At 68.6% G+C, this 20,204-nt stretch carries 19 protein-coding genes; 15 read left to right on the top strand and 4 right to left on the bottom strand.

Going from position 1 to position 20,204, the window contains the following annotated elements; genetic code table 11:
* Window positions 1–95: 95 nt before the first annotated feature.
* The 3 genes from M5C98_RS20250 to M5C98_RS20240 form a co-directional block, all read right to left on the bottom strand.
* On the bottom strand, window positions 96–545 hold the full coding sequence (locus tag M5C98_RS20250; protein WP_272549225.1) for an RICIN domain-containing protein: 450 nt from the start codon (window positions 543–545) through the stop codon (window positions 96–98).
* Between the two features lie 321 nt (window positions 546–866).
* Window positions 867–1,694, bottom strand: a complete 828-nt coding sequence (eutC, locus tag M5C98_RS20245; protein ID WP_272549224.1) for an ethanolamine ammonia-lyase subunit EutC — start codon at window positions 1,692–1,694, stop codon at window positions 867–869.
* Window positions 1,694–3,091 (bottom strand): ethanolamine ammonia-lyase subunit EutB, encoded by a 1,398-nt coding sequence (locus M5C98_RS20240; protein WP_272549223.1) that lies wholly within the window; start codon window positions 3,089–3,091, stop codon window positions 1,694–1,696. Before M5C98_RS20240 ends, eutC begins: the two co-directional genes overlap by 1 nt.
* Before the next feature lie 346 nt (window positions 3,092–3,437).
* Between M5C98_RS20240 and M5C98_RS20235 the strand changes: the two genes are divergently transcribed.
* The 10 genes from M5C98_RS20235 to M5C98_RS20190 all read left to right on the top strand — a co-directional run bounded on the left by M5C98_RS20235 (window position 3,438) and on the right by M5C98_RS20190 (window position 12,529).
* Window positions 3,438–4,370, top strand: coding sequence for a TauD/TfdA dioxygenase family protein (locus M5C98_RS20235; RefSeq protein WP_272549222.1), 933 nt, complete (start codon window positions 3,438–3,440; stop codon window positions 4,368–4,370).
* Between the two features lie 80 nt (window positions 4,371–4,450).
* Window positions 4,451–5,491: an ABC transporter substrate-binding protein gene (locus M5C98_RS20230; RefSeq protein ID WP_272549221.1), complete on the top strand. Its 1,041-nt coding sequence runs from the start codon at window positions 4,451–4,453 to the stop codon at window positions 5,489–5,491.
* 8 nt (window positions 5,492–5,499) lie between these two features.
* A complete protein-coding gene (locus tag M5C98_RS20225; RefSeq protein ID WP_272549220.1) occupies window positions 5,500–6,486 on the top strand; it encodes an ABC transporter ATP-binding protein in 987 nt (328 codons plus the stop codon).
* Window positions 6,483–7,391 carry an ABC transporter permease gene (locus M5C98_RS20220; RefSeq protein ID WP_272549219.1) on the top strand — a complete coding sequence of 303 codons (909 nt, stop codon included), beginning with the start codon at window positions 6,483–6,485 and terminating at the stop codon, window positions 7,389–7,391. The genes M5C98_RS20225 and M5C98_RS20220 overlap by 4 nt, the downstream gene beginning before the upstream one ends.
* A 101-nt stretch (window positions 7,392–7,492) precedes the next feature.
* Window positions 7,493–7,687: a DUF2905 domain-containing protein gene (locus tag M5C98_RS20215; RefSeq protein ID WP_272549218.1), complete on the top strand. Its 195-nt coding sequence runs from the start codon at window positions 7,493–7,495 to the stop codon at window positions 7,685–7,687.
* 92 nt (window positions 7,688–7,779) lie between these two features.
* Window positions 7,780–8,682 (top strand): amino acid ABC transporter substrate-binding protein, encoded by a 903-nt coding sequence (locus M5C98_RS20210; protein WP_272549217.1) that lies wholly within the window; start codon window positions 7,780–7,782, stop codon window positions 8,680–8,682.
* Window positions 8,683–8,834: 152 nt separating this feature from the next.
* Complete coding sequence (locus M5C98_RS20205) at window positions 8,835–9,770, top strand: ROK family protein (protein ID WP_272549216.1); 936 nt, start codon at window positions 8,835–8,837, stop codon at window positions 9,768–9,770.
* A 115-nt stretch (window positions 9,771–9,885) separates the two neighbouring features.
* Window positions 9,886–10,764, top strand: a complete 879-nt coding sequence (gene dapF, locus M5C98_RS20200) for a diaminopimelate epimerase (RefSeq protein WP_272549215.1) — start codon at window positions 9,886–9,888, stop codon at window positions 10,762–10,764.
* Window positions 10,761–11,456: a DUF484 family protein gene (locus M5C98_RS20195; RefSeq protein ID WP_272549214.1), complete on the top strand. Its 696-nt coding sequence runs from the start codon at window positions 10,761–10,763 to the stop codon at window positions 11,454–11,456. Before dapF ends, M5C98_RS20195 begins: the two co-directional genes overlap by 4 nt.
* A gap of 65 nt (window positions 11,457–11,521) precedes the next feature.
* Window positions 11,522–12,529: a tyrosine recombinase XerC gene (locus M5C98_RS20190; RefSeq protein WP_272549213.1), complete on the top strand. Its 1,008-nt coding sequence runs from the start codon at window positions 11,522–11,524 to the stop codon at window positions 12,527–12,529.
* 55 nt (window positions 12,530–12,584) lie between these two features.
* Here M5C98_RS20190 and M5C98_RS20185 read toward each other — a convergent pair whose 3' ends face one another.
* Window positions 12,585–14,189: a methyl-accepting chemotaxis protein gene (locus M5C98_RS20185; RefSeq protein WP_272549212.1), complete on the bottom strand. Its 1,605-nt coding sequence runs from the start codon at window positions 14,187–14,189 to the stop codon at window positions 12,585–12,587.
* A 167-nt stretch (window positions 14,190–14,356) separates the two neighbouring features.
* Here M5C98_RS20185 and M5C98_RS20180 point away from each other — a divergent pair, with 167 nt between their 5' ends.
* From M5C98_RS20180 to hslV, 5 genes are all read left to right on the top strand, one after another.
* The gene (locus tag M5C98_RS20180; protein ID WP_272549211.1) at window positions 14,357–15,544 is read left to right on the top strand and encodes a class I SAM-dependent rRNA methyltransferase; all 1,188 of its coding nucleotides are present in this window, start codon (window positions 14,357–14,359) and stop codon (window positions 15,542–15,544) included.
* Between the two features lie 173 nt (window positions 15,545–15,717).
* A complete protein-coding gene (locus tag M5C98_RS20175; RefSeq protein ID WP_272549210.1) occupies window positions 15,718–16,812 on the top strand; it encodes a CobW family GTP-binding protein in 1,095 nt (364 codons plus the stop codon).
* Between the two features lie 175 nt (window positions 16,813–16,987).
* Entirely contained in the window at window positions 16,988–17,719 is a 732-nt protein-coding gene (gene dksA / locus M5C98_RS20170) for an RNA polymerase-binding protein DksA (protein WP_272549209.1), read from the top strand.
* 59 nt (window positions 17,720–17,778) lie between these two features.
* Window positions 17,779–19,503 (top strand): STAS domain-containing protein, encoded by a 1,725-nt coding sequence (locus M5C98_RS20165; RefSeq protein WP_272549208.1) that lies wholly within the window; start codon window positions 17,779–17,781, stop codon window positions 19,501–19,503.
* Window positions 19,504–19,601: 98 nt separating this feature from the next.
* The gene (gene hslV / locus M5C98_RS20160) at window positions 19,602–20,147 is read left to right on the top strand and encodes an ATP-dependent protease subunit HslV (protein WP_272549207.1); all 546 of its coding nucleotides are present in this window, start codon (window positions 19,602–19,604) and stop codon (window positions 20,145–20,147) included.
* Window positions 20,148–20,204: the final 57 nt, after the last annotated feature.

The following is a 20,204-nucleotide window of genomic DNA, read 5'->3' as shown; positions in this document are numbered from 1 at the left end:
AGCCCCTCGCAATGCCGGATGGCGATGCGGCGAGGGCTGAAAATGATTAATCCAATACGATGGCAGAAAATTTAATGATTCTGCCAATATGGATATCAGGCTTCTGCCAATTCCAGCATTTTCGACAACGCGGGAACCGACAGGGAACTCCATTTTTGATTTTGGCCGCCGTTATAGGGCCAGATCAAAATGGGATTGCCCGGGGAGGCGTTGTTATTGGCATTGTCCAGAACCATTTGGGGATATTGGACATTGGAAATGGTGGGGGCCCGGCCCACCCAGTTCCATTGCTGGCTGGTCCGCCCCAGAACCAGGTTGGCCACGATCACCTGGCCCTGCTGGCCGTCATATCCCTGAACGTCGAGGCACAGGCTGGGGTCCGCCGCCAGCGTGATGAAGCCGCTGTTGGGGTCCATGTTCCATTGGGAGTTCTTGCCGCCGACCCCGGACAGCACATTCAGGGTGACCAACGAGCCTGCAGCGACATTGGCAACGCCGATGCACAGGTTGGTGTTTTGCAGGCTCTGGATTACGTATGCAGTCATTCTTTAACCTCCGTTTATTAGTGATTTGTCGAGCCGTCTGGTTTTGGCCGACACGCCATTCTGATGGGAGGGGGTTGGGACGCAATAGGGAATATCAGGTTGTGCGGCGCTAAATTGTTATGAGTTGTTGTCGTTTTCTGAAATTAACTGAAATTTTCCTGAATGCGAATCGCGCAGGTCCCTGAACGGTAGAAGTTTCATCTGCCATGCGAACCGTTTTGATTTCCGCTGCAATCCAGACACGGTGCAGCCGCTGGAAGCGAAAAACCGGCAAGACAGGCCAGGCGCCGCAGCCAAGGCCCAGGGTGCGATCGTCCCCCGTCACCCTTTCGGCAGCGTGCCGGCCCGGCGAGCGTCCACGGTGACCGCATCGCTGCGGTCTTTCAGCCCGATGCCGGTCAGGCGCAAGCGCCTGGCCTCCCCGCAAAGCCACCATAGTCGCGCGGCGGCGGCTGCCGGTGCCAGCCCCTGCGGCCGCACGTTGGAGATGCAGTTGCGCTGGGCGTCGCTGCAGCCCACCTGCGGATGCCAGGTGAGGTAGATGCCCAGGCTGTCGGGCGAACTCAGGCCCGGGCGTTCGCCGATCAGCACCGCCACCAGGCGCGCCCCCAGCAGCGTTCCCACTTCGTCGCCCAGTGCCACGCGCGCCTGCGTCGCAATGGCCACCGGGCCGATGCGCCAGCCCTGCGGCGCGGTGCCCAGGATGGCCTGCACCAGCGGCGCGGCATTGCGCTCGACGGCCAGGGAAGACAGGCCATCGGCCACCACCAGCAGCAGGTCGCAGCCGGCCTCCGGGGGGCTGCCATCCCCAACGCCGCCCAGCCCGCGCAGGCGTTCTGCATCGGCATCGCACAGGCGGCGGCCCAGGTCCGGGCGCAGCAGGTAGGTGGCGCGGTCGGTGGCGGCGCTGGCCACCTGCAGCGGGATGCCGCCTGCCGATGCGATCTGCGTGGCGAGGGCTTCGGCATCGAGCGGCCGGTGCACGGCATCGCGTGCCTGGGCATGGGCCATGCCGAAGTCCAGCAGTTCGCGCGTGGGGATGGCGGTGCCGGCACGCCCCAGCGCCAGCCGCGCCGCCGTGTGGGCGCGCAGGTCGTCCCAGGGATCGGGCGGGGGCCCGGTGTCCGGGGCGGCGGGCGCGTCGGCCATCACCCGGCCCCTCCGATGCGCCGCAACTGGGCCAGCGCAGGTTGCTGCTGCGCGGCGGGCAGCAGGCGGCCCGCACCATCGGCCAGGTGCATGCGCTGCAGCCAGGCCTCGAACTCGGGCGCGCGCTTCAGGCCCAGCACCTCGCGCAGGTACAGCGCGTCGTGGAACGAGGTGCTTTGGTAGTTGAGCATGATGTCGTCCGCGCCCGGCACGCCCATGATGAAGGTCAGGCCCGCCACGCCCAGCAGCGTCATCAGCGTGTCCATGTCGTCGGAGTCGGCCTCGGCATGGTTGGTGTAGCAGACATCGCAGCCCAGCGGCACGCCCAGCAGCTTGCCGCAGAAATGGTCCTCCAGGCCCGCGCGGATGATCTGCTTGCCGTCGTACAGGTACTCCGGCCCGATGAACCCGACCACGGTGTTGGTGAGCAGGGGCGAGAACGCGCGCGCCACGCCGTAGGCCCGCGCCTCGCAGGTCTGCTGGTCCACGCCATGGTGGGCATTGGCCGACAAGGCGCTGCCCTGGCCGGTCTCGAAATACATCACGTTGTCGCCGAGCGTGCCGCGCTTCAGCGACAGGGCGGCCTCGCGCGCCTCGTGCAGCAAGGCCAGGTTCACGCCGAAACCCGCGTTGGCTTTTTCGGTGCCGGCGATGGACTGGAACACCAGGTCCACCGGCGCGCCCTGCTCGATCATCTGCACCGTGTTGGTCACGTGCGTGAGCACGCAGGACTGCGTGGGGATCTGCAGCGTGGCGATCACCTCGTCCAGCCGGTGCACCAGGCCCGTCAGGGCCGCGATGCTGTCGGTGGCCGGGTTGATGCCGATCACCGCGTCGCCCGCGCCGTACAGCAGGCCGTCGATCATCGAGGCAGCGATGCCGCGCAGGTCGTCCGTGGGGTGGTTGGGCTGCAGCCGCACGGCCAGGTGCCCGGGCAGGCCCAGCGTGTTGCGAAAGCGCGTGGTCACCCGGCATCGGCGCGCGACGGACACCAGGTCCTGGTTGCGCATGAGCTTGCTCGCGGCGGCCGCCATCTCGGGCGTGAGGCCGGGGGCCACGGCCGTCAGCTGGGCGCTGGACGAGGCCAGCAGCCAGTCGCGCAGCCCGCCGACGGTGAGGTGGGCGATGGGCGCGAAGGCCGCGGCGTCGTGCGTGTCGATGATGAGGCGGGTGACCTCGTCGCTCTCGTAGGGCACCAGCGCCTCGCTCAGGAAGCGGTCCAGCGGCACGTCGGCCAGGCACATGCGGGCGGCCATGCGCTCCACCGCCGTGCTTGCGGCGATGCCCGCCAGCACGTCGCCCGACCGGGCGGGCGTGGCCTTGGCCATCACGTCGCCCAGGTCGCGGAACTGCCAGCGCTGCCCGCCGGCGGTGTGGTGATAGCGGCTGTTGGCCATGGGTCGGGGGGAATCTCCGTGGACAGTCAGGCGACGATGGGACGCTGCCGGCAGCGCGGGCAGGCCGTGCAGCGCGCGTGCGCCCACATCGATCGCATGGTATCGATCTCCGGCGGCCCTGCATACACGCATACGCCACCCGGCTGGCCTGGCTGGCCTGGCTGGCCTGGCTGTGATCAGCCAGCATGCCGTGCGTGGCTCATCCCTCGATGTAGGCGGGGGTCCTGCCCAGCGATAGATGTTTTGGTAGTTAGCAATCGATAAATCATTCGTTCCGGTTTGCAGGCTTGCTGAATAAAGTGGCAACCCAGAGGGCCCCGCCGGGCCCGTTCAAAGGTTGTGCACCATGTCGGCAGTTCTGTCCCACGCCCCCGTTTCCGCGACGGCCATCGCTTTGGACGATGGTGCCCTGCCGCAGCGTTTCGATATCCGCCCGGTGGAGGGGGCCGCCGGCCCGTTGGGCGCCGAGGTGGTGGGCCTCGATCTGTCGCGGCCCATCGGCGCGCAGGACTTCGAGCGCATCCACCGCGCGCACCTGGCGCACCACGTGCTGGTGTTCCGCGACCAGCGCATCACCCCGCGCCAGCACATCGATTTCAGCCGCCGCTTCGGCCCGCTGCAGATCCATGTGCTGAAGAACTTCCAGCTGGCCGATCACCCCGAGATCCTCATCGTCTCCAACATCAAGGACGCCAGCGGCCAGCCCATCGGGCTGGGCGATGCGGGCCACTACTGGCATTCCGACCTGTCGTACAAGGAAAAGCCCAGCCTGGGCTCGCTGCTGCACGCGCAGGAGCTGCCCGGCGAGGGCGGCGACACGCTGTTCGCCGACCAGCATGCGGCCTACGACGCCTTGCCCGAAGCGCTCAAGAAAGCCATCGCCCCGCTGTCGGCCGAGCACAGCTACCTGGCCAAGTACGAAGAACTGCGCGCCCGCAACCCCTGGCGCCCGAAGCTCACGCAGGCCCAGATCGACGAAGTGGCGCCCGCCGTGCATCCGGTGGTGCGCACCCACCCCGAAACCGGCCGCAAGGCGCTCTTCGTGAGCGAGCACTTCACCACGCGCCTCGTCGGCCTGCCCGACGATGAAAGCCGCGCGCTGCTGGACGAACTGTTCGCCGCCAGCGTGCGGCCCGAGTTCCTGTACCGGCACCGCTGGCTGCCGCACGACCTCGTGTTCTGGGACAACCGCTCGGTCATGCACCTGGCGGCCGGCACGCCCGACAGCGAGCGCCGCAAGCTCTACCGCACCACGGTCGAGGGCGACCTGCCGTTCTGAACGGCCGCCGCCTTCGTCCCTGCGTTCTTCCCTTCCCCTGCTTCTTTGCTTACCGCTTCTCGCGCCAGGAAATGCCCACCATGCTCCAGCCTTCACGCCGCGGCGCCGCCCGCCGCACCCTGGCCGCCTTGGCCGCTGCCGGCCTCATCGCCTGCGGCCTGGGGCTGCCCGCCGCTGCGCACGCGGCCGAAGGCCAGTTGCGCATCGCGCAGCAGTTCGGCGTGGTGTATCTGCTGCTGAACGTGGCGCAAGACCAGAAGCTCATCGAAAAGCACGGCAAGGCGGCGGGCATCGACATCCAGGTCGATTACCTCCAGCTGTCCGGCGGCTCGGCGGTCAACGATGCCCTGCTGTCCGGCAACATCGACATCGCAGGCGCCGGCGTGGGCCCGCTGTTCACGCTGTGGGACCGCACCAAGGGCCGCCAGAACGTCAAGGGCGTGGCCTCGCTGGGCAATTTTCCGTACTACCTGGTGAGCAACAACCCCAAGGTGAAGACGCTGGCCGACTTCACCGAGCAGGACCGCATCGCGCTGCCCGCCGTCGGCGTGTCGGTGCAGTCGCGCGTGCTGCAGATGGCCTCGGCCAAGCTGTGGGGCGACAAGGAGTTCAACCGCCTGGACAAGATCCAGGTGGCCCTGCCGCACCCCGATGCCGCCGCCGCGATCATCAAGGGCGGCACCGAGATCACGGGCCATTTCGGCAACCCGCCGTTCCAGGAGCAGGAACTGGCCGGCAACCCGGCCGCGCGCATTGTGCTCAACTCCTACGACGTGCTGGGCGGGCCTTCGTCGGCCACCGTGCTGTACGCGACCGAGAAATTCCGCAGCGAGAGTCCCAAGACCTACAAGGCGTTTCTGGATGGCCTGGACGAGGCCGCCAAGTTCATCACCGCCCATCCCGAGAAGGCGGCGGACATCTACCTGCGCGTGACCGGCGCCAAGACCGACCGGGAGCTGCTGCTCAAGATCATCAAGAACCCGGAAGTCCAGTTCAAGGTGCGGCCCGAGAACACGCTGGGCATGGGCCAGTTCCTGCACCGCGTGGGCGCCATCAAGAACGCGCCGGCCACGCTCAAGGATTATTTCTTCGAAGACGCCCACACCGCGGGCGGCAACTGACGCGCGCCATGCGGCTGGGACCCCTTTCCCCTGCGCTGATGGAGCGCCTGGACCCCGAGACCGGCGGCGCCGGCGGTGGCCTGGCCGCCGTGGCCGATCTGGCGCCGGCCCGCGCGGCGGACCCCTCGGCTCTGCTGCGCGTGGAGGGCGTGAGCATCGACTACCGCACGCGCGACACCGTGGTGCGGGCCACGCACCGCGTCGATTTCAACGTGCATGCGGCCGACCGCTTCGTGCTGCTGGGCGCCTCGGGCTGCGGCAAATCGACGCTGCTCAAGGCCATTGCGGGCTTCATCCCGCCGAGCGAAGGCCGCATCGTGCTCGACGGCCAGCCCGTCACGCGGCCGGGGCCCGACCGCGTGGTGGTGCTCCAGGAGTTCGACCAGCTGCCGCCCTGGAAGACCGTGCGCGAGAACGTCATGTTCCCGCTGCTGGCCGCGCGCCGCGCCAGCCGCGCCGAGGCCGCGGAACGCGCGGCGCTCTATCTCGACAAGGTGGGCCTGTCCCGGTTTGCCGATGCGCACCCGCACCAGTTGTCGGGCGGCATGAAGCAGCGCGTGGCCATCGCCCGTGCCCTGGCCATGCAGCCGCGCGTGCTGCTGATGGACGAGCCCTTCGCTGCGCTCGATGCGCTCACGCGCCGCCGCATGCAGGAGGAGCTGCTGGGGCTGTGGGACGAGTTCCGCTTCACGCTGATCTTCGTCACCCATTCCATCGAAGAGGCGCTGGTGGTGGGCAACCGCATCGCCATCCTGTCGCCGCACCCGGGGCGGCTGCGCGCCGAGGTCAACTGCCACCAGTTCGGGCTGCACAGCCTGGGCGGCACGGCGTTCCAGGCCACGGCCCAGCGCATCCACCGGCTGCTGTTCGACGAGCCGGCGCCCGGTGGCGGCGCGGCCGGACCGGTGCAGGCCGAGCTGCAGGCGCACGAGCGGTCGGCTCCTTTTCCATCGTCGCGCACCGCAGGTGCGCTGCCTTTCCAGATTTCCGTATGACCGCTGCCCTGACCCAACCCGTCGATGCGGCACTCCGCGCGCGGCCCGAGCCGCCCGTGCGGCCGGAGTTCGAAGTCCCGCTCGCGCCGCTCGAAGGCATTGCGCCCCAGCAGCCGCTGCCGCTGTTCGCACGCGTTTGGCAGCAGCAGGCCGTGCGGCGGCTGGCCATCCTGGCGGTACTGGCCGTGCTGTGGGAGCTGCTCGCGCGCTGGCAGAACAACGATCTGCTGCTGCCCACGTTCTTGCAGACCGCACGGGCGTTGGTGGAGGGCCTGGCGTCGGGCGAACTGCTGGCCAAGGCGGCGATCTCGCTGTCGGTGCTGCTCAAGGGCTATCTGGCCGGCATCGCGGGGGCCTTCGTGCTGACCACGCTGGCGGTATCGACCCAGTTCGGGCGCGATCTGCTGTCCACGCTGACCGCCATGTTTAACCCGCTGCCCGCGATCGCTCTGCTGCCGCTGGCGCTGCTGTGGTTCGGCCTGGGGCAGGGCAGCCTGGTGTTCGTGCTGGTGCATTCGGTGCTCTGGCCGCTGTCGCTGGCCACCTACGCCGGCTTTCAGGGCGTGCCGGAAACCCTGCGCATGGCCGGGCGCAACTATGGCCTGACGGGCCTCCGCTACGTGCTGCAGATCCTGGTGCCGGCGGCGCTGCCGTCCATTCTTTCGGGCCTGAAGATCGGCTGGGCCTTTGCCTGGCGCACGCTGATCGCGGCCGAACTGGTGTTCGGCGCATCGTCGGGCAAAGGCGGGCTGGGCTGGTACATCTTTCAGAACCGCAACGAGCTTTACACCGACAAGGTGTTCGCCGGCCTCGTGCTCGTGATCCTCATCGGGCTGCTGGTGGAGACGCTGGGTTTTCATACGCTGGAGCGCCTGACGGTGCGGCGCTGGGGCGTGCAGCGCTGACCGGCTGACCACGGGCGCGGCATGCGCACCCACCGGCCCACCAGGGCCAACGGCCAGCCGATTCCATGCCAAAAACGCCGCAAGCCCTACACTTGCCGCCCATGTTTCGCTGGCTGATCGTCGTTTTTCTCGCGCTGGTGCTCATCAACGGCCTCACGCCGTTGCTGCAGCGCCTGGGAATGGGGCGTCTGCCCGGGGATTTCCGGTTCCGGCTGTTCGGTCGCGAGTGGTTCATACCGCTGACCAGCACGCTGCTGCTCAGCGCCCTGGCCAGCCTGATCGCCAAATGGGTGTGAGGCCGCCACGCGCCTGTCACCAAATCTCCATCTGCCCTTGCCACACTGGGCGCGCCCGATGTCCCGGCCGCTCCTTTGAAATTCGTTTTTCCATGTTCCGCTCCATCGCCCGGCTGCTGCCGTTGCTCGCCTGCGCCCTTGCGCCGTTCTCCACTTTTGCCCAGGGTCCTGCCAACACCCTGCAGCGCATCCAGGAAACCCATTCCATCACCCTGGGCGTGCGCGAAGCGGCCTGGCCGTTCTCGTTCCTGGATGACAAGAAGGCCCCCGCGGGCTATTCCGTGGACCTGTGCCTGGCCGCGGTGGAGGAGATCAAGCGCACGCTCAAGCTCAAGGAACTGGACGTGAAATACAAGGTGGTGAGCGGCACGGAGCGCATCCCCAAGCTCGAAGCCGGCGAGATCGATCTCGAATGCGGCTCCACCACCAACACCAAGGCCCGGCAAGACCGCGTGGCGTTCAGCAACACCGTCTTCGTGGCGGGCATCCGCGTTCTGGTGCCCAAGGGCACCAAGATGAATGTGCTGCAGGACCTCGCCGGCCTGCCCGTGGCGGTGAGCAAGGGCACGACGTCCGAGAAGCTCCTGACGCAACTCGCCGTCAACGAGGTGAAGATGCAGCTCAAGGTGTTCGCGTCCGACACCGAGGCCTTCAAGGCCTTCCAGGACGGCACGGTGCGCGCCTATGCCAACGACGATTCGCTGCTGCTCGGCATGGCCGCCAAGAACAAGGCCGCGGACAAGGTGGCGCTGAGCCAGTTCGTGCTGTCGGTGGAGCCCTACGCGATCATGATGCGAAAGGGCGATGCCGATCTGGGCGCCGTGGTGGACCGCACGCTGAACCGCCTGTACTCCAGCCGCGAGATCGACGCGCTGTACAAGAAATGGTTTGCCACCGAGCAGTTCAACCTGCCCATGGCCCGCCTGAGCCGCGAGAGCTTCAGCCGCCCGAACAAGGAGCCGGGCGTGGCGATGATCCTGGGCTACTCCATCTGAGGACGCCCCGGCCGGGCGCGCCGGCGGGCGGCCCTGGCCTACAGGCCGCCGCCGCCGCCCCGCCGATACTGGCGGGCAAAGCCTGCGTCCGTTGACCGCCGCTGCCCTTGAGGGCCGGCCGGGCCCAGGCCCTGCACGAACGCGAGGTGGTAATGAGAGCATGCATCGACATCGGCGGCACGAAGATCGCCGTCGCCCTGGCGCCCGCGGGCACCGGCCTGGCCGAACTGGTGGCGCGCCGCACCGAACCCACCGCCAAGACCGGCGCGCCCGACGCCCTGGCCCGGCAGGCCCTGCGCATGGTGGACGAGGCCTGCGCCGAAGCGGGCATCACCCGCGCGCAACTGCAGGCCACCGGCATTTCGTCCTGCGGGCCTTTCGCGCTGCGTGACGGCCAGGTGGAACTGGCCACCCCCAACATCTGCGGCGGCCTGGCCGGCCCCGGGCGCGAGGCGCCGAACGACTGGATGCAGATCCCCCTGCAGGCGCCGCTGGCGGCCGCGCTGGGCACGGTCCATGCGCAAAACGATGCCGTCGCCGCGCTGCTGGCCGAGCGCCGCTGGGGCGCGCTGCAGGGCCTGGACCACTGCGCCTACGTGACCTGGAGCACCGGCGTGGGCGTGGGCCTGTGCGTGGACGGCCGGGTGCTGCGCGGCAAGAACGGCAATGCGGGCCACGCGGGCCACAGCTTTTCCAGCGACGGGCCCGGCGATGCGCTGTGCGGCTGCGGCAACGTGGGCGATGTCGAATCCCTCGTGGCCGGCAGTTCGATGCCGCGCCGCTTCGGCCATGATGCCGAACAGCTGGTGGATGCGGCCAAGCGGGGCGATGCCGCCGCGCACGCCGCGGTGGCGGGCATGTGCCGCGTGCTGGGACGCATGCTCTACAACCTGGTGGCCACGCTGGACCTGCAGCGCATCAGCATCGGGGGCAGCGTGTTCCTGCACCACCAGGATTACCTGCTGCCGATGCTGCAGGCCGAGGTGTCGGCCCATCTGCCCGCGCTCACGGCCGGCGTGCAGCTGGTGCCGGCCGGCCTGGGGCTGCAGGTGGGCGACTATGCGGCGCTGGCGGTGGCCAGCGGCTGAGAGGGATCGGCCTTCAGCCGTCTCGCTTCGTTGGCTCGCCTGGCGATCCGGCGGAAGGCAAAACCGTAGGAACCGTTACATGGCGGCCTGGCCCGGGGGACGATAATCCGGCCCCATGCACATCCGCTTCACCAAGATGCAGGGCGCGGGCAACGATTTCGTCGTGATCGATGAAACGCAGGGCCGCCTGGGCCTCACCGCCGCGCAATACCGTTTCCTGGGCGACCGCCACTTCGGCGTGGGCGCCGACCAGATCCTCACCGTCCGACCCTCGCCCGCCGAGGGCATCGACTTCGAATATGTCATCCACAACGCCGATGGCGGCGAGGTGGAGCAGTGCGGCAACGGCGCGCGCTGCTTCGCCCGCTTCGTGCGCGACAAGGGCCTGACCACCCGCGACCGCATCCGCGTGCGCACCCGCGCCGGCGACATCGCCCCCGAACTCACCCCCGACGGCCGCGTGACGGTGGACATGGGCCGCCCGGTGCTCGACCCCGCGCGCGTTCCGTTCGACACCACGGGCCTCACCCCCGTCATGCAGGGCTTGGGGCAAAAATGGCCTCTGGCGCATGATTCACTAGGGGGTGATACTATTGTTTTTGTAGCGGTTGTTTCCATGGGCAATCCGCACGCGGTGCAGCTCGTGGACGACGTGGACACCGCGCCCGTCGCGCAGACCGGCCCGCTCATCGAGCGCCATGCGCGCTTTCCGCAGCGCGTGAACGCGGGCTACCTCCAGGTCGTGGACCGCACCCGGGTGCGCCTGCGCGTGTACGAGCGCGGCGCCGGCGAGACGCTGGCCTGCGGCACGGGCGCCTGCGCCGCCGTGGTGGCCGGCATCCGCCTGGGGCTGCTCGATGCGCGGGTGGACGTGCACACGCGCGGCGGCCTCCTCACCATCGCCTGGAACGGCGGCGACACGGACCCGGTCTTCATGACCGGCCCCGCCACCACCGTCTTCGAAGGCCAGATCGACATTCCCGACACACCATGACCATTCCCCACAGCACCCAGGTTCCCCCCATCACCGAAGACGACATCGCCGAGTTCCTGGCGCAGACGCCGGGCTTCTTCGAGCGCCATGCCGAGGTGCTGGCCAGCGTGCAGATCACCAGCCCCCACGGCCAGCGCGCCGTGAGCCTGCAGGAGCGCCAGGCCGAGATGCTGCGCGAGAAGATCAAGGGCCTGGAGCAGCGCATCATGGAGATGGTGCGCAACAGCAACGAGAACACGGCCATCGCCCACAAGATCCACCGCTGGACGCGCGAGCTGGCCGAGGCCCGCAACCCCTCCAGCCTGCCGCATGTGGTCGAGGAAGGCATTCGCCGCCTGTTCGACGTGCCCCAGGCCGCGCTGCGCCTGTGGGACGTGGCCCCCACCTATGCCGGTGCGGCCTATGCCGAGGGTGCGAGCGAAGACGCGCGCGCCTTCGCCTCGTCGCTCACCATGCCCTTTTGCGGCCCCAACCTGGGGTTCGAGCCGACGGCCTGGCTGCCCGATGCATCGCAGGTGCAGTCGCTGGCCTTGCTGCCGCTGCGCCAGGGCGCGATCGACAGCACCGAGCCGGCCTTCGGTTTGCTGGTGCTGGGGTCGGCCGATCCGCAGCGCTTCGATGCGGCCATGGGCACGGATTTTCTCGCCCGCATGGCGGAACTGGCCAGCGGCGCGCTCTCGCGCCTGCGCTGAAGGGGCGGCGCCGGCCCTTCGTTCGCTGGCGCCTGCTGTCTTTCTTCGTGCATTCGCCGCCCGCCATGACCGATCCGGTGCCCACCGCCGATGCCGCGCCGGCGCTGGCCACCGCCGCGCCCACCGATCCGGCCGTGCTGCGCTATCTGGAGCACGTGCGCGTGGAAAAGCGCCTGGCCGCCCGCACCCTGGCCCTGTACACGCTGGACCTGCAAAAGCTCGCCCATTTCGCCGAAGGCGCGGGCGTGCCGCTGCTGGGCCTGGCCACCGCGCACATCCGCCGCTTCGTCGCACAGATGCACAGCGGCGGGCGCAGCGGGCGCGGCATCGCGCTCATTCTCTCGGGCTGGCGCGGGTTCTTCACCTGGGCCGGGCAGCAAAGCCTGGTGCCGCACAACCCCGTGCAGGGCGTGCGGGCGCCGCGCGCGCCCAAGCCGCTGCCCAAGGCCCTCCAGGTGGACGATGCGGTGCGCCTGGCCGAGTTCGAACACGCCGGTGGCGACCCCTGGCTGGAGGCGCGCGACGCCGCCATGGTGGAGCTGCTCTACGGCTGCGGCCTGCGGGTGGGCGAGCTGGTGGGGCTGGATGCCGCGCCCGGCCCCGACACCCAGCGCCAGGGGCGCGGCTGGATCGACCTGGAGGCCGGCGAGGCGCATGTCTTCGGCAAGGGCTCCAAGCGCCGCAGCGTGCCGGTGGGCGCAGCCGCGCTGGCTGCGCTGCACATCTGGCTGGCGCAGCGCCCGCAGCCTTTCGGCGGTGCGGCCTCGGCGCGGCTGGATGCGGCGCTGTTCGTGGGCCAGCGCGGCCAACGGCTCACGGCGCAGTCGATCTGGCTGCGCCTGCGCCAGCGCAGCCAGCAGGCGGGTCTGACCACGCCGGTGCATCCGCACATGCTGCGCCACTCGTTCGCCAGCCACCTGCTGCAATCGAGCGGCGACCTGCGCGCCGTGCAGGAGCTGCTGGGGCACGCCAACATCACCACCACGCAGGTCTATACGCGGCTCGATTTCCAGCACCTGGCCAAGGTGTACGACGCGGCCCATCCGCGCGCCCGCAAGAAATCCACCGATTGAGGGGGAGGCCTTCGATGCCGGGCCTTTGATGCCCGCGGCCGATCGCCGGGCGTGATCAGCCGCGCACCAGGCGCCGCGGGATGCGCGGGGCCGCCAGGACCGGGCGCTGGGGCAGCTTGAAGGCCGCCACCGAGGCCAGCAGCTCGCGTGCCCGGCTGCTCAGGGCGGCGGCAGCGGCGGCCATTTCCTCGACCATGGCTGCGTTGTGCTGGGTGGTCTGGTCCATCTGCGTCACGGCGCCGTTGATCTGGTCCACGCCCTCGCTCTGCTCGCGGCTGGCGGCGGTGATCTCTCCGACCAGTCCTGTCAGGCCGCCGATGCTGCTCACCACGCTGCCCATGGTCTGGCCCGCGCGGTCCACCAGGGCGGTGCCCGCGTTGACGCGCTCCACGCTGGCGGTGATGAGGCCCTTGATCTCGCCGGCCGCCTGGGCCGCGCGCTGGGCCAGGTGCCGCACCTCGCCCGCGACCACGGCGAAGCCCCGGCCCTGGTTGCCGGCGCGGGCCGCTTCCACGGCGGCGTTCAGCGCCAGGATGTTGGTCTGGAAGGCGATGGCATCGATCACGCCGGTGATGTCCGCGATCTGGCGGCTGCTGTCGTTGATGCCGCGCATGGTCTGGATCACGTCCGACACCACCGCGCCGCCCTCGCGGGCCACGGCGGAGGCCGTCTTTGCGAGTTGGTCGGCCTGCCGCGCGCTGTCGGCGTTGTGGCGCACCGTGGCGCTGAGCTGCTCCATGGACGCCGCCGTCTGCTGCAGCGCGCCGGCCTGGCCTTCGGTGCGGGCCGACAGGTCGCCGTTGCCCTGGGCGATCTGCGACGCGGCGGCCGAGACGCTTTCCGCGCTTTCGTGGATGGCGGTCACCACGGTGGCGAGGTGGTCGCGCATGTGCCGCAATTGCGCCATCAGGCTGGTGTCGTCGCCGGGGGCGAGGGCGATCGCCACCGTGAGGTCGCCTTGTGCCACGCTGCGCGCCAGGGCGGCGGCGGTGGCGGGCTCGGCGCCCAGTTCGCGCAGGATGCTGCGCGCCACGAGATAGCCGAAGCCGAGCGCGGCCAGCACCCCCAGCGCCACGGCCGCCACGATCCACAGGCGGGTGCGCTGGAAGGCGGCTTCCGCGGCTTCGTAGTCGGCCTGCGCCGTGTCCAGCTGCACCTGCGTGAGGGACGACAGCACCGTCTGCAGCGGATCGAGCGCCGGGTACATCTCACGCGCCGCGAAGGCGGTCAGGCCGGCGATGTCGCCGGCCCGCAGCAGGTCTTCCAGCCGGGCCACCGCGGCATCGGCTGCGACCTGCAGCGGACGGAACTGGGCCACCAGCAGGCGCTCCTCGCCGATCAGGTGGGTGGACAGGTAGGCCGACCACTGCGCGTCGATGTCCTTGCGTGCGATGGCGATCGAGTCGAGCCCCTGCGGGGGCGTCATGGCACCGTCGCGCACCTTGTGCGCCGTGTCCACCACGTTCACGGCGTAGGCGTCCGCCACGGTCTTGATCTGCTTGAGCGGCACGACGCGGTCGTGATAGACCGACACGAGCGCGGCATTGGAGCCCGCCATGCCCAGCAGGCCGGCGGTGCCGACGCCCGCGGCGAGCAGGCACAGGAAGGCCAGGAGCAGGGCCAGGCGGGTGGCGACTTTCAAAGGACCGAAGTGCAGCATGTGATGTTTTCTCCCTGAAATTTTTGAAATGCTTGTGGGCTTGGATGCGCGTCTCCCGCCAGGGGCTGGAGATGGAATGGATGGTAGGAATTTGTGAACGGATGTTTCTCAACAATGCTCAAATGTTGCTTTGCGGCCTCTCGTCACGGCATCGCACAATCGCGGGCATGAAAACCCTCCGCCTGCACCCCGGCAAAGAGCGCTCCCTGCTGCGCCGCCATCCCTGGATCTTCGAATCGGCCATCGCCAAGGGCGGCGGCGACAGCGGCGAAACCGTGCGCGTGGAATCGCACGAAGGCCAGTTCCTCGCCTGGGCCGCGTTCAGCCCGACCTCGCGCATCCGCGCACGCGTGTGGAGCTTCGACGAAGCCCAGCGCATCGATGCTTCTTTTTTGATAGCAATATGCCGGCGTTCCATATGCGCCAGAGGCCGATTCGGCATTGAAAGCGATGGGGTGCGCCTGGTGCATGGCGAGTCCGACGGGCTGCCCGGCCTGATCGTGGACCGCTATGGCGACACCCTGGTGGCGCAGTTCACCAGTGCCGGCACCGAGCGCTGGAAGGACGTGATCGCCGACGCGCTGCTGCAGGAAACCGGGCTCGCCCGCCTCTACGAACGCTCCGACGCCAGCGTGCGCGCGCTGGAGGGGCTGGAGCCGGCCACCGGCTGGCTGCGCGGCGAGGGCGAGACGGGCCTCACGATCCGCGAACACGGCTGGCGCCTGACGCTGGACATCGCCGAAGGCCACAAGACCGGCTTCTACCTCGACCAGCGCGACAGCCGCAAGCGATTTGCCGACGCCACGCAGCGCCTGGGCTTTCAGCGCGTGCTCAACTGCTACTGCTACACGGGCGGGTTCACCGTGGCGGCGCTCTCGGGCGGGGCGGGGCACGTGACCTCGATCGATTCGTCCGGTCCGGCGCTGGAGCGCGCGGGGGCGCACGTCGCCCTGAACGGCTTCGAGGCCGGCCGCGCGGATTTCCTCGATGCCGACGTGAACGCCTCGCTGCGGCAGTTCCTCAAGGAAGGGCGCACCTTCGACGCCATCGTGCTGGACCCGCCGAAGTTCGCGCCCACCGCCGCGCACGCCGACCGGGCCGCGCGCGCCTACAAGGACATCAACCGCCTGGCGCTGCAGCTGCTGGAGCCGGGCGGCATGCTGTACACCTTCTCGTGTTCGGGAGGTATCAGCGCCGACCTGTTCCACAAGATCGTCGCCTCGGCCGGAGCGGATGCGGGGGTGGACGGCTTCATCCTGGAGCGCCTGGGCGGCGCGCCCGACCACCCGATGACGCTGGAGTTTCCCGAGGGCGAATACCTCAAGGGCCTGGCTGTGATGCGAAAGCCGGCCTGATCGGGCCACCCAGGGCCGAGGTGGCGGGGTGCGCCAAGGGTGACAGTTCGCCAGCGGGGGCTTGACAGCTTCGCTAAACTGCTTTCATGTCCCCGGGGCGGCCGCTCGGCCCGCTCCCCGATCCCGCACCTCCGCCGCGCCCCTGGCTGCGGCGGCCTTCCCTGAAAGCATCCATGTCCCTCATTCCCGCCACCATCCTGACCGGCTTCCTGGGCTCGGGCAAGACGACGCTGCTCAAGCGCCTGCTGTCCGAGGCCCACGGCCAGAAGATCGCCGTGATCGAAAACGAGTTCGGCGAAGAGAACATCGACAACGACATCCTGGTCACCGAATCCAAGGAGCAGATCATCCAGATGAGCAACGGCTGCATCTGCTGCACCATCCGCGAAGACCTGCGCGAGACGCTGCAATTGCTGGCCGCCAAGAAGCGCAAGGGCCTGCTCGACTTCGACCGCATCGTGATCGAGACCACGGGCCTGGCCGACCCCGGCCCCGTGGCGCAGACCTTCTTCATGGACGAAGAGATCGCCGAGACCTACCTGATCGATTCCATCATCACCCTGGTGGACGCCAAGCACGCGCCCCAGCAGCTCAACGACCGCCAGGAGGCACGCCGCCAGGTGGGCTTCGCCGACCAGATCTTCCTGTCCAAGACCGACCTGGTGGCCAAGGAAGAAACCGACGCGCTGATCCACCGTCTCAAGCACATGAACCCGCGCGCGCCGATCAAGGCGGTGCATTTCGGCGAAGTGCCGCTGGCGGAGGTGCTGGACCTGCGCGGCTTCAACCTGAACGCCAAGCTCGACATCGACCCGGACTTCCTCAAGGAAGACGACCACGGGCATGACCACGATCACGGCCACGATCACGGCCATGAGCACCACGATCACGACCATGCGCACGGCGAGCATTGCGACCACCCCTCGCACCAGCAAGGCCAGGGTCACGGCCACCACCATCACCACGACGACGACGTCAAGAGCTTCGTCTACCGCGCCGAGCGCCCGTTCGATCCCGCCAAGCTGGAGGACTTCCTGGGCGCCATCGTCAACATCTACGGCCCGCGCATGCTGCGCTACAAGGGCGTGCTGAACATGAAGGGCACCGAGCGCAAGGTGATCTTCCAGGGCGTGCACCAGCTCATGGGCAGCGACCTGGGCCCGCAGTGGGCCGAAGGCGAACACCGTTTGAGCAAGATGGTCTTCATCGGCATCGACCTGCCCAAGGACATCTTTCTCCAAGGCCTGGAACAGTGCCTGGCCGAGTAGGACGGGGCCCCGTTCGGGGCTTGCCGCACCGGCTTGTGTGATATCTGCCACTTTCCAGTTCGCAACGGATTTGGATCGATACAATCGCGCCCCGGTAAAACGCCGGAAGGCCTGCTACTGCCCCTGGAGCCGCGTCGCGTGCTCAGGGCCCGCCCCTACTGCGAGGAGACAGGAAGTGAAAGCCGAACCCAGCAAACCCGAGGCGGATGCCAAGGCACCCTCCAGCGGCACCGTCCGCGCGGCCGCCAAGGCGCCCGCAAAGCCCAAAGCCGCAGTGCCCGTGCCTGCACCCGCGGGGCCGTCCAGCGAACCCGCGCGCAGTCCCCGGCCATCTTCCCGTTTGGCCCAATTGACCGTACCATCCATGGCACCCGCGGTGGCCTCCACCGCCGCCAAAGCCAGCTACACACACACCATGCCTACGACCCTGCAAAATTCCGTCGCGGCCGCCAAGAAAGATCCCAAGCTGGCCGGCAACTGGAAAACCAAGTCCGCCGAAGAGCTGAGCGATGCCGAAGTGCTCGCCATGCCCGACAGCGAGTACATGAACGAAAAGCAACTGGCGTTCTTCCGCCACAAGCTGGTGCAGCTCAAGCAGGACATGCACAACAACGCCGGTGAAACCACCGAGCACCTGCGCGAAGACACCGTGGTCGTGCCCGACCCCGCCGACCGGGCCACCATCGAAGAAGAGCACGCCCTCGAACTGCGCACGCGCGACCGCGAACGCAAGCTGCTCAAGAAGATCGAGCAATCCATCGGCCGCATCGATGCGGGCGACTACGGCTACTGCGACGAGACGGGCGAGCCCATCGGCGTCGGCCGCCTGCTGGCACGCCCCACGGCCACGCTGTCGCTGGAAGCGCAGCAGCGCCGCGAACTCAAGCAAAAGATGTTCGGGGATTGACCTGACCCTTTTCGCGCTTTCTCTCTTTTTCGTGCGGCGAGCGACCTGACCCACCATCCATGAGCAAGGAAGAGTCTTCCCCCGGCCTGTTGTCCAAGATGGTTCGGTTCGTCCGCAACCCCACGGTCAACTGGACCGACCTCGATTCCATCGATGCCGACCGCGAAAGCCAGTACAGCAAGCAGATGCTCAAGGAGATGATCGAGCGCAAGCGCCGCAACGATTTCGTGCGGCGCCGGGAGTTCGACCAGTTGCGCAAGCTGCGCAAGCGCGAGGCCCTGCAGGGCCAGCGCACCGAAGACCCCACCGCGCGCCCCTCGTTCTTCCAAAGCAGCATGGCATCGCCCGACGACCGGGCCGTCACGCTCAAGAAGATCGACGAGATCGAAGCGCAGATGTCCCAGCAGTGGTGGAAAAGCAAGAACACCGCCACGCCGAGCGAACTGGGCGAGGCCCCGGCAGCACCGGAGGCCGCGGCGGCAGCCCATGACAGGGCGTTCGCGCCCACGGCGCCGGCCAGCCTGACCGGCGCGCTGTCGGCCCCGACCGCCGTGCAGCCGCTGTTTTCGGGCGAGAGCCTGCTGCCCTCCGGCTCGCCCGAGGGGGCCGGCGCGGCGCCATCGCCTTCGCAGGCGGTGCCGGCACCCGCTGAACAGGCCCCGCCACCGGCGCCCGAGGTGGCGCCTGCAGAACCGGAGGAATTCGTGCACGAACCCGACCTCGAGGAAGCCGCCATCCGCTTTGCCAATGGCGACCATGCCGGCGCGGAGTCCGGTCTGCTCGAAGTGCTGGCGCAGCACGAGCATGACGATCCCCAGCAGCAGCTGGAGATCTGGATGACGCTGTTCGACCTGTACCGCGCCATCGGGGAGCACGAGCGCTTCGACGCCCTGGCGATCGAGTATGCGGCGCGCTTCAGCCGATCGGCGCCGCTGTGGTTTTCCATGCCGGAACTGCTGGGCCTGCAGGCGCAGCCCGCGCCGGCCCCCGCGGGCTTTGCGCAGCGCGAGTTCAGCTGGAACTCGCCGACCCACCTGGCCGCGCAATCGGTCCTGGCGCTGCAAGCATCGCTGGCCCGCTCCGCGCCGCCCTGGACGCTCACCTGGTCGCGCCTTGCCACCATAGACGAGGCGGCCGTGCCCCTGCTGGCCAACCTGTTCACGCAGTGGGCGGAGCAGGAGGTGCAGCTGTCCTTCTTCGGCGTGGAAGCCCTCAACACGGTGCTGGAATCCCGCACGCAGTCCGGCGACCGGGAGACCTCGCCCGAATGGTGGCGCCTGCGCATGGCGGCGCTGCGCCTCATGGGCCGGCCCGACGAATTCGAACTGGTGGCGCTCGACTACTGCGTGACCTACGAGGTCTCGCCCCCATCGTGGATCTCTCCGCGGTGCAGCTATTCCAGTGACGACGGCGGGGCTCCCGTGCCCGAGGCCGCGTTGCAGGCCGACCTGCACGCCTCGGGCTATGGCGATCCATCGTCCATGCCGGCGGGCCTGGAAAGCGCCGAGCCCATGGCCTCGCTGTCGGGCCACATCGAAGGCGATGCGGTCCCGCTGCTGGCGCCCTTCGAAGAGCATCTCAAGCCCGGCGCGCCGCTGATCATCGTTTGCGACCGCCTGGTGCGCGTGGATTTCGCGGCGGCCGGATCGGTCCTCAACTGGGCGGCCGAGCAGCAGGCCCATGGTCATGCGGTGCACTTCGTCAACCTGCAGCGGCTGGTGGCGGTGTTCTTCAACGTGATCGGCGTGAACGAACACGCCTGGGTCGTTCCGCGCAAGAACTGACCCCTGGGCGCAGGGCGCACCGCCGCCCTTGCGCCCGGTGCAGCGCCCATGCGGATGGGCCGTTGCAAACCGCGCCGGCATCCCCACATGCCAACGCTATGGAACAGTTTCACGGCACCACCATCCTCAGCGTCCGCCGCCAGACGGCGGACGGCATCCAGGTCGCCATCGGCGGCGACGGCCAGGTCACCCTGGGCAACATCGTGGTCAAGGGCACCGCGCGCAAGGTGCGCAAGCTCCACCACGGCAAGGTTTTGGCCGGCTTTGCCGGGGCCACGGCTGACGCGTTCACGCTCTTCGAGCGGTTCGAGGCCAAGCTGGAAAAGCACCAGGGCCACCTGACGCGCGCGGCCATCGAGCTCACCAAGGACTGGCGCACCGACCGCGTGCTGCGCCGCCTGGAGGCCATGCTGGCCGTGGCCGACACCAGCGCCTCGCTCATCATCACCGGCAACGGCGACGTGCTGGAGCCCGAGCAGGGCATCGTGGCCATCGGATCGGGCGGCGCCTATGCCCACTCGGCGGCCAAGGCGCTGCTGAACCACACGGACCTCAGCGCCGAAGCGGTGGTGAAGAAGTCGCTGGAGATCGCCGGCGAACTGTGCATCTACACCAACATGAACCACACCATCGAGACGCTCTGAGCGCCCCGGCGGTTACTATTATTTTGATAGCTGTCTGCCCTAGAAGAATATGCGCTG

The organism is Acidovorax sp. NCPPB 3576 (assembly GCF_028473605.1).
Classification (GTDB): Bacteria; Pseudomonadota; Gammaproteobacteria; order Burkholderiales; family Burkholderiaceae_C; genus Paracidovorax.
The sequence above is the reverse complement of the archived record's forward strand: the minus strand, read 5'-3'. Positions and strand labels throughout refer to the sequence as shown.

Bases quoted from the DNA above. Each gene is read 5' to 3' on its own strand.
- eutC (WP_272549224.1), bottom strand. From the start codon at position 1,694: ATGGCCGACGCGCCCGCCGCCCCGGACACCGGGCCCCCGCCCGATCCC.
- M5C98_RS20225 (WP_272549220.1), top strand. From the start codon at position 5,500: ATGCGGCTGGGACCCCTTTCCCCTGCGCTGATGGAGCGCCTGGACCCC.
- M5C98_RS20235 (WP_272549222.1), top strand. From the start codon at position 3,438: ATGTCGGCAGTTCTGTCCCACGCCCCCGTTTCCGCGACGGCCATCGCT.
- M5C98_RS20175 (WP_272549210.1), top strand. From the start codon at position 15,718: ATGTCCCTCATTCCCGCCACCATCCTGACCGGCTTCCTGGGCTCGGGC.
- M5C98_RS20230 (WP_272549221.1), top strand. From the start codon at position 4,451: ATGCTCCAGCCTTCACGCCGCGGCGCCGCCCGCCGCACCCTGGCCGCC.
- M5C98_RS20185 (WP_272549212.1), bottom strand. From the start codon at position 14,189: ATGCTGCACTTCGGTCCTTTGAAAGTCGCCACCCGCCTGGCCCTGCTC.
- M5C98_RS20180 (WP_272549211.1), top strand. From the start codon at position 14,357: ATGAAAACCCTCCGCCTGCACCCCGGCAAAGAGCGCTCCCTGCTGCGC.
- M5C98_RS20205 (WP_272549216.1), top strand. From the start codon at position 8,835: ATGAGAGCATGCATCGACATCGGCGGCACGAAGATCGCCGTCGCCCTG.
- M5C98_RS20250 (WP_272549225.1), bottom strand. From the start codon at position 545: ATGACTGCATACGTAATCCAGAGCCTGCAAAACACCAACCTGTGCATC.
- M5C98_RS20210 (WP_272549217.1), top strand. From the start codon at position 7,780: ATGTTCCGCTCCATCGCCCGGCTGCTGCCGTTGCTCGCCTGCGCCCTT.
- hslV (WP_272549207.1), top strand. From the start codon at position 19,602: ATGGAACAGTTTCACGGCACCACCATCCTCAGCGTCCGCCGCCAGACG.
- M5C98_RS20195 (WP_272549214.1), top strand. From the start codon at position 10,761: ATGACCATTCCCCACAGCACCCAGGTTCCCCCCATCACCGAAGACGAC.
- M5C98_RS20165 (WP_272549208.1), top strand. From the start codon at position 17,779: ATGAGCAAGGAAGAGTCTTCCCCCGGCCTGTTGTCCAAGATGGTTCGG.
- M5C98_RS20240 (WP_272549223.1), bottom strand. From the start codon at position 3,091: ATGGCCAACAGCCGCTATCACCACACCGCCGGCGGGCAGCGCTGGCAG.
- M5C98_RS20190 (WP_272549213.1), top strand. From the start codon at position 11,522: ATGACCGATCCGGTGCCCACCGCCGATGCCGCGCCGGCGCTGGCCACC.
- M5C98_RS20215 (WP_272549218.1), top strand. From the start codon at position 7,493: ATGTTTCGCTGGCTGATCGTCGTTTTTCTCGCGCTGGTGCTCATCAAC.
- M5C98_RS20220 (WP_272549219.1), top strand. From the start codon at position 6,483: ATGACCGCTGCCCTGACCCAACCCGTCGATGCGGCACTCCGCGCGCGG.
- dapF (WP_272549215.1), top strand. From the start codon at position 9,886: ATGCACATCCGCTTCACCAAGATGCAGGGCGCGGGCAACGATTTCGTC.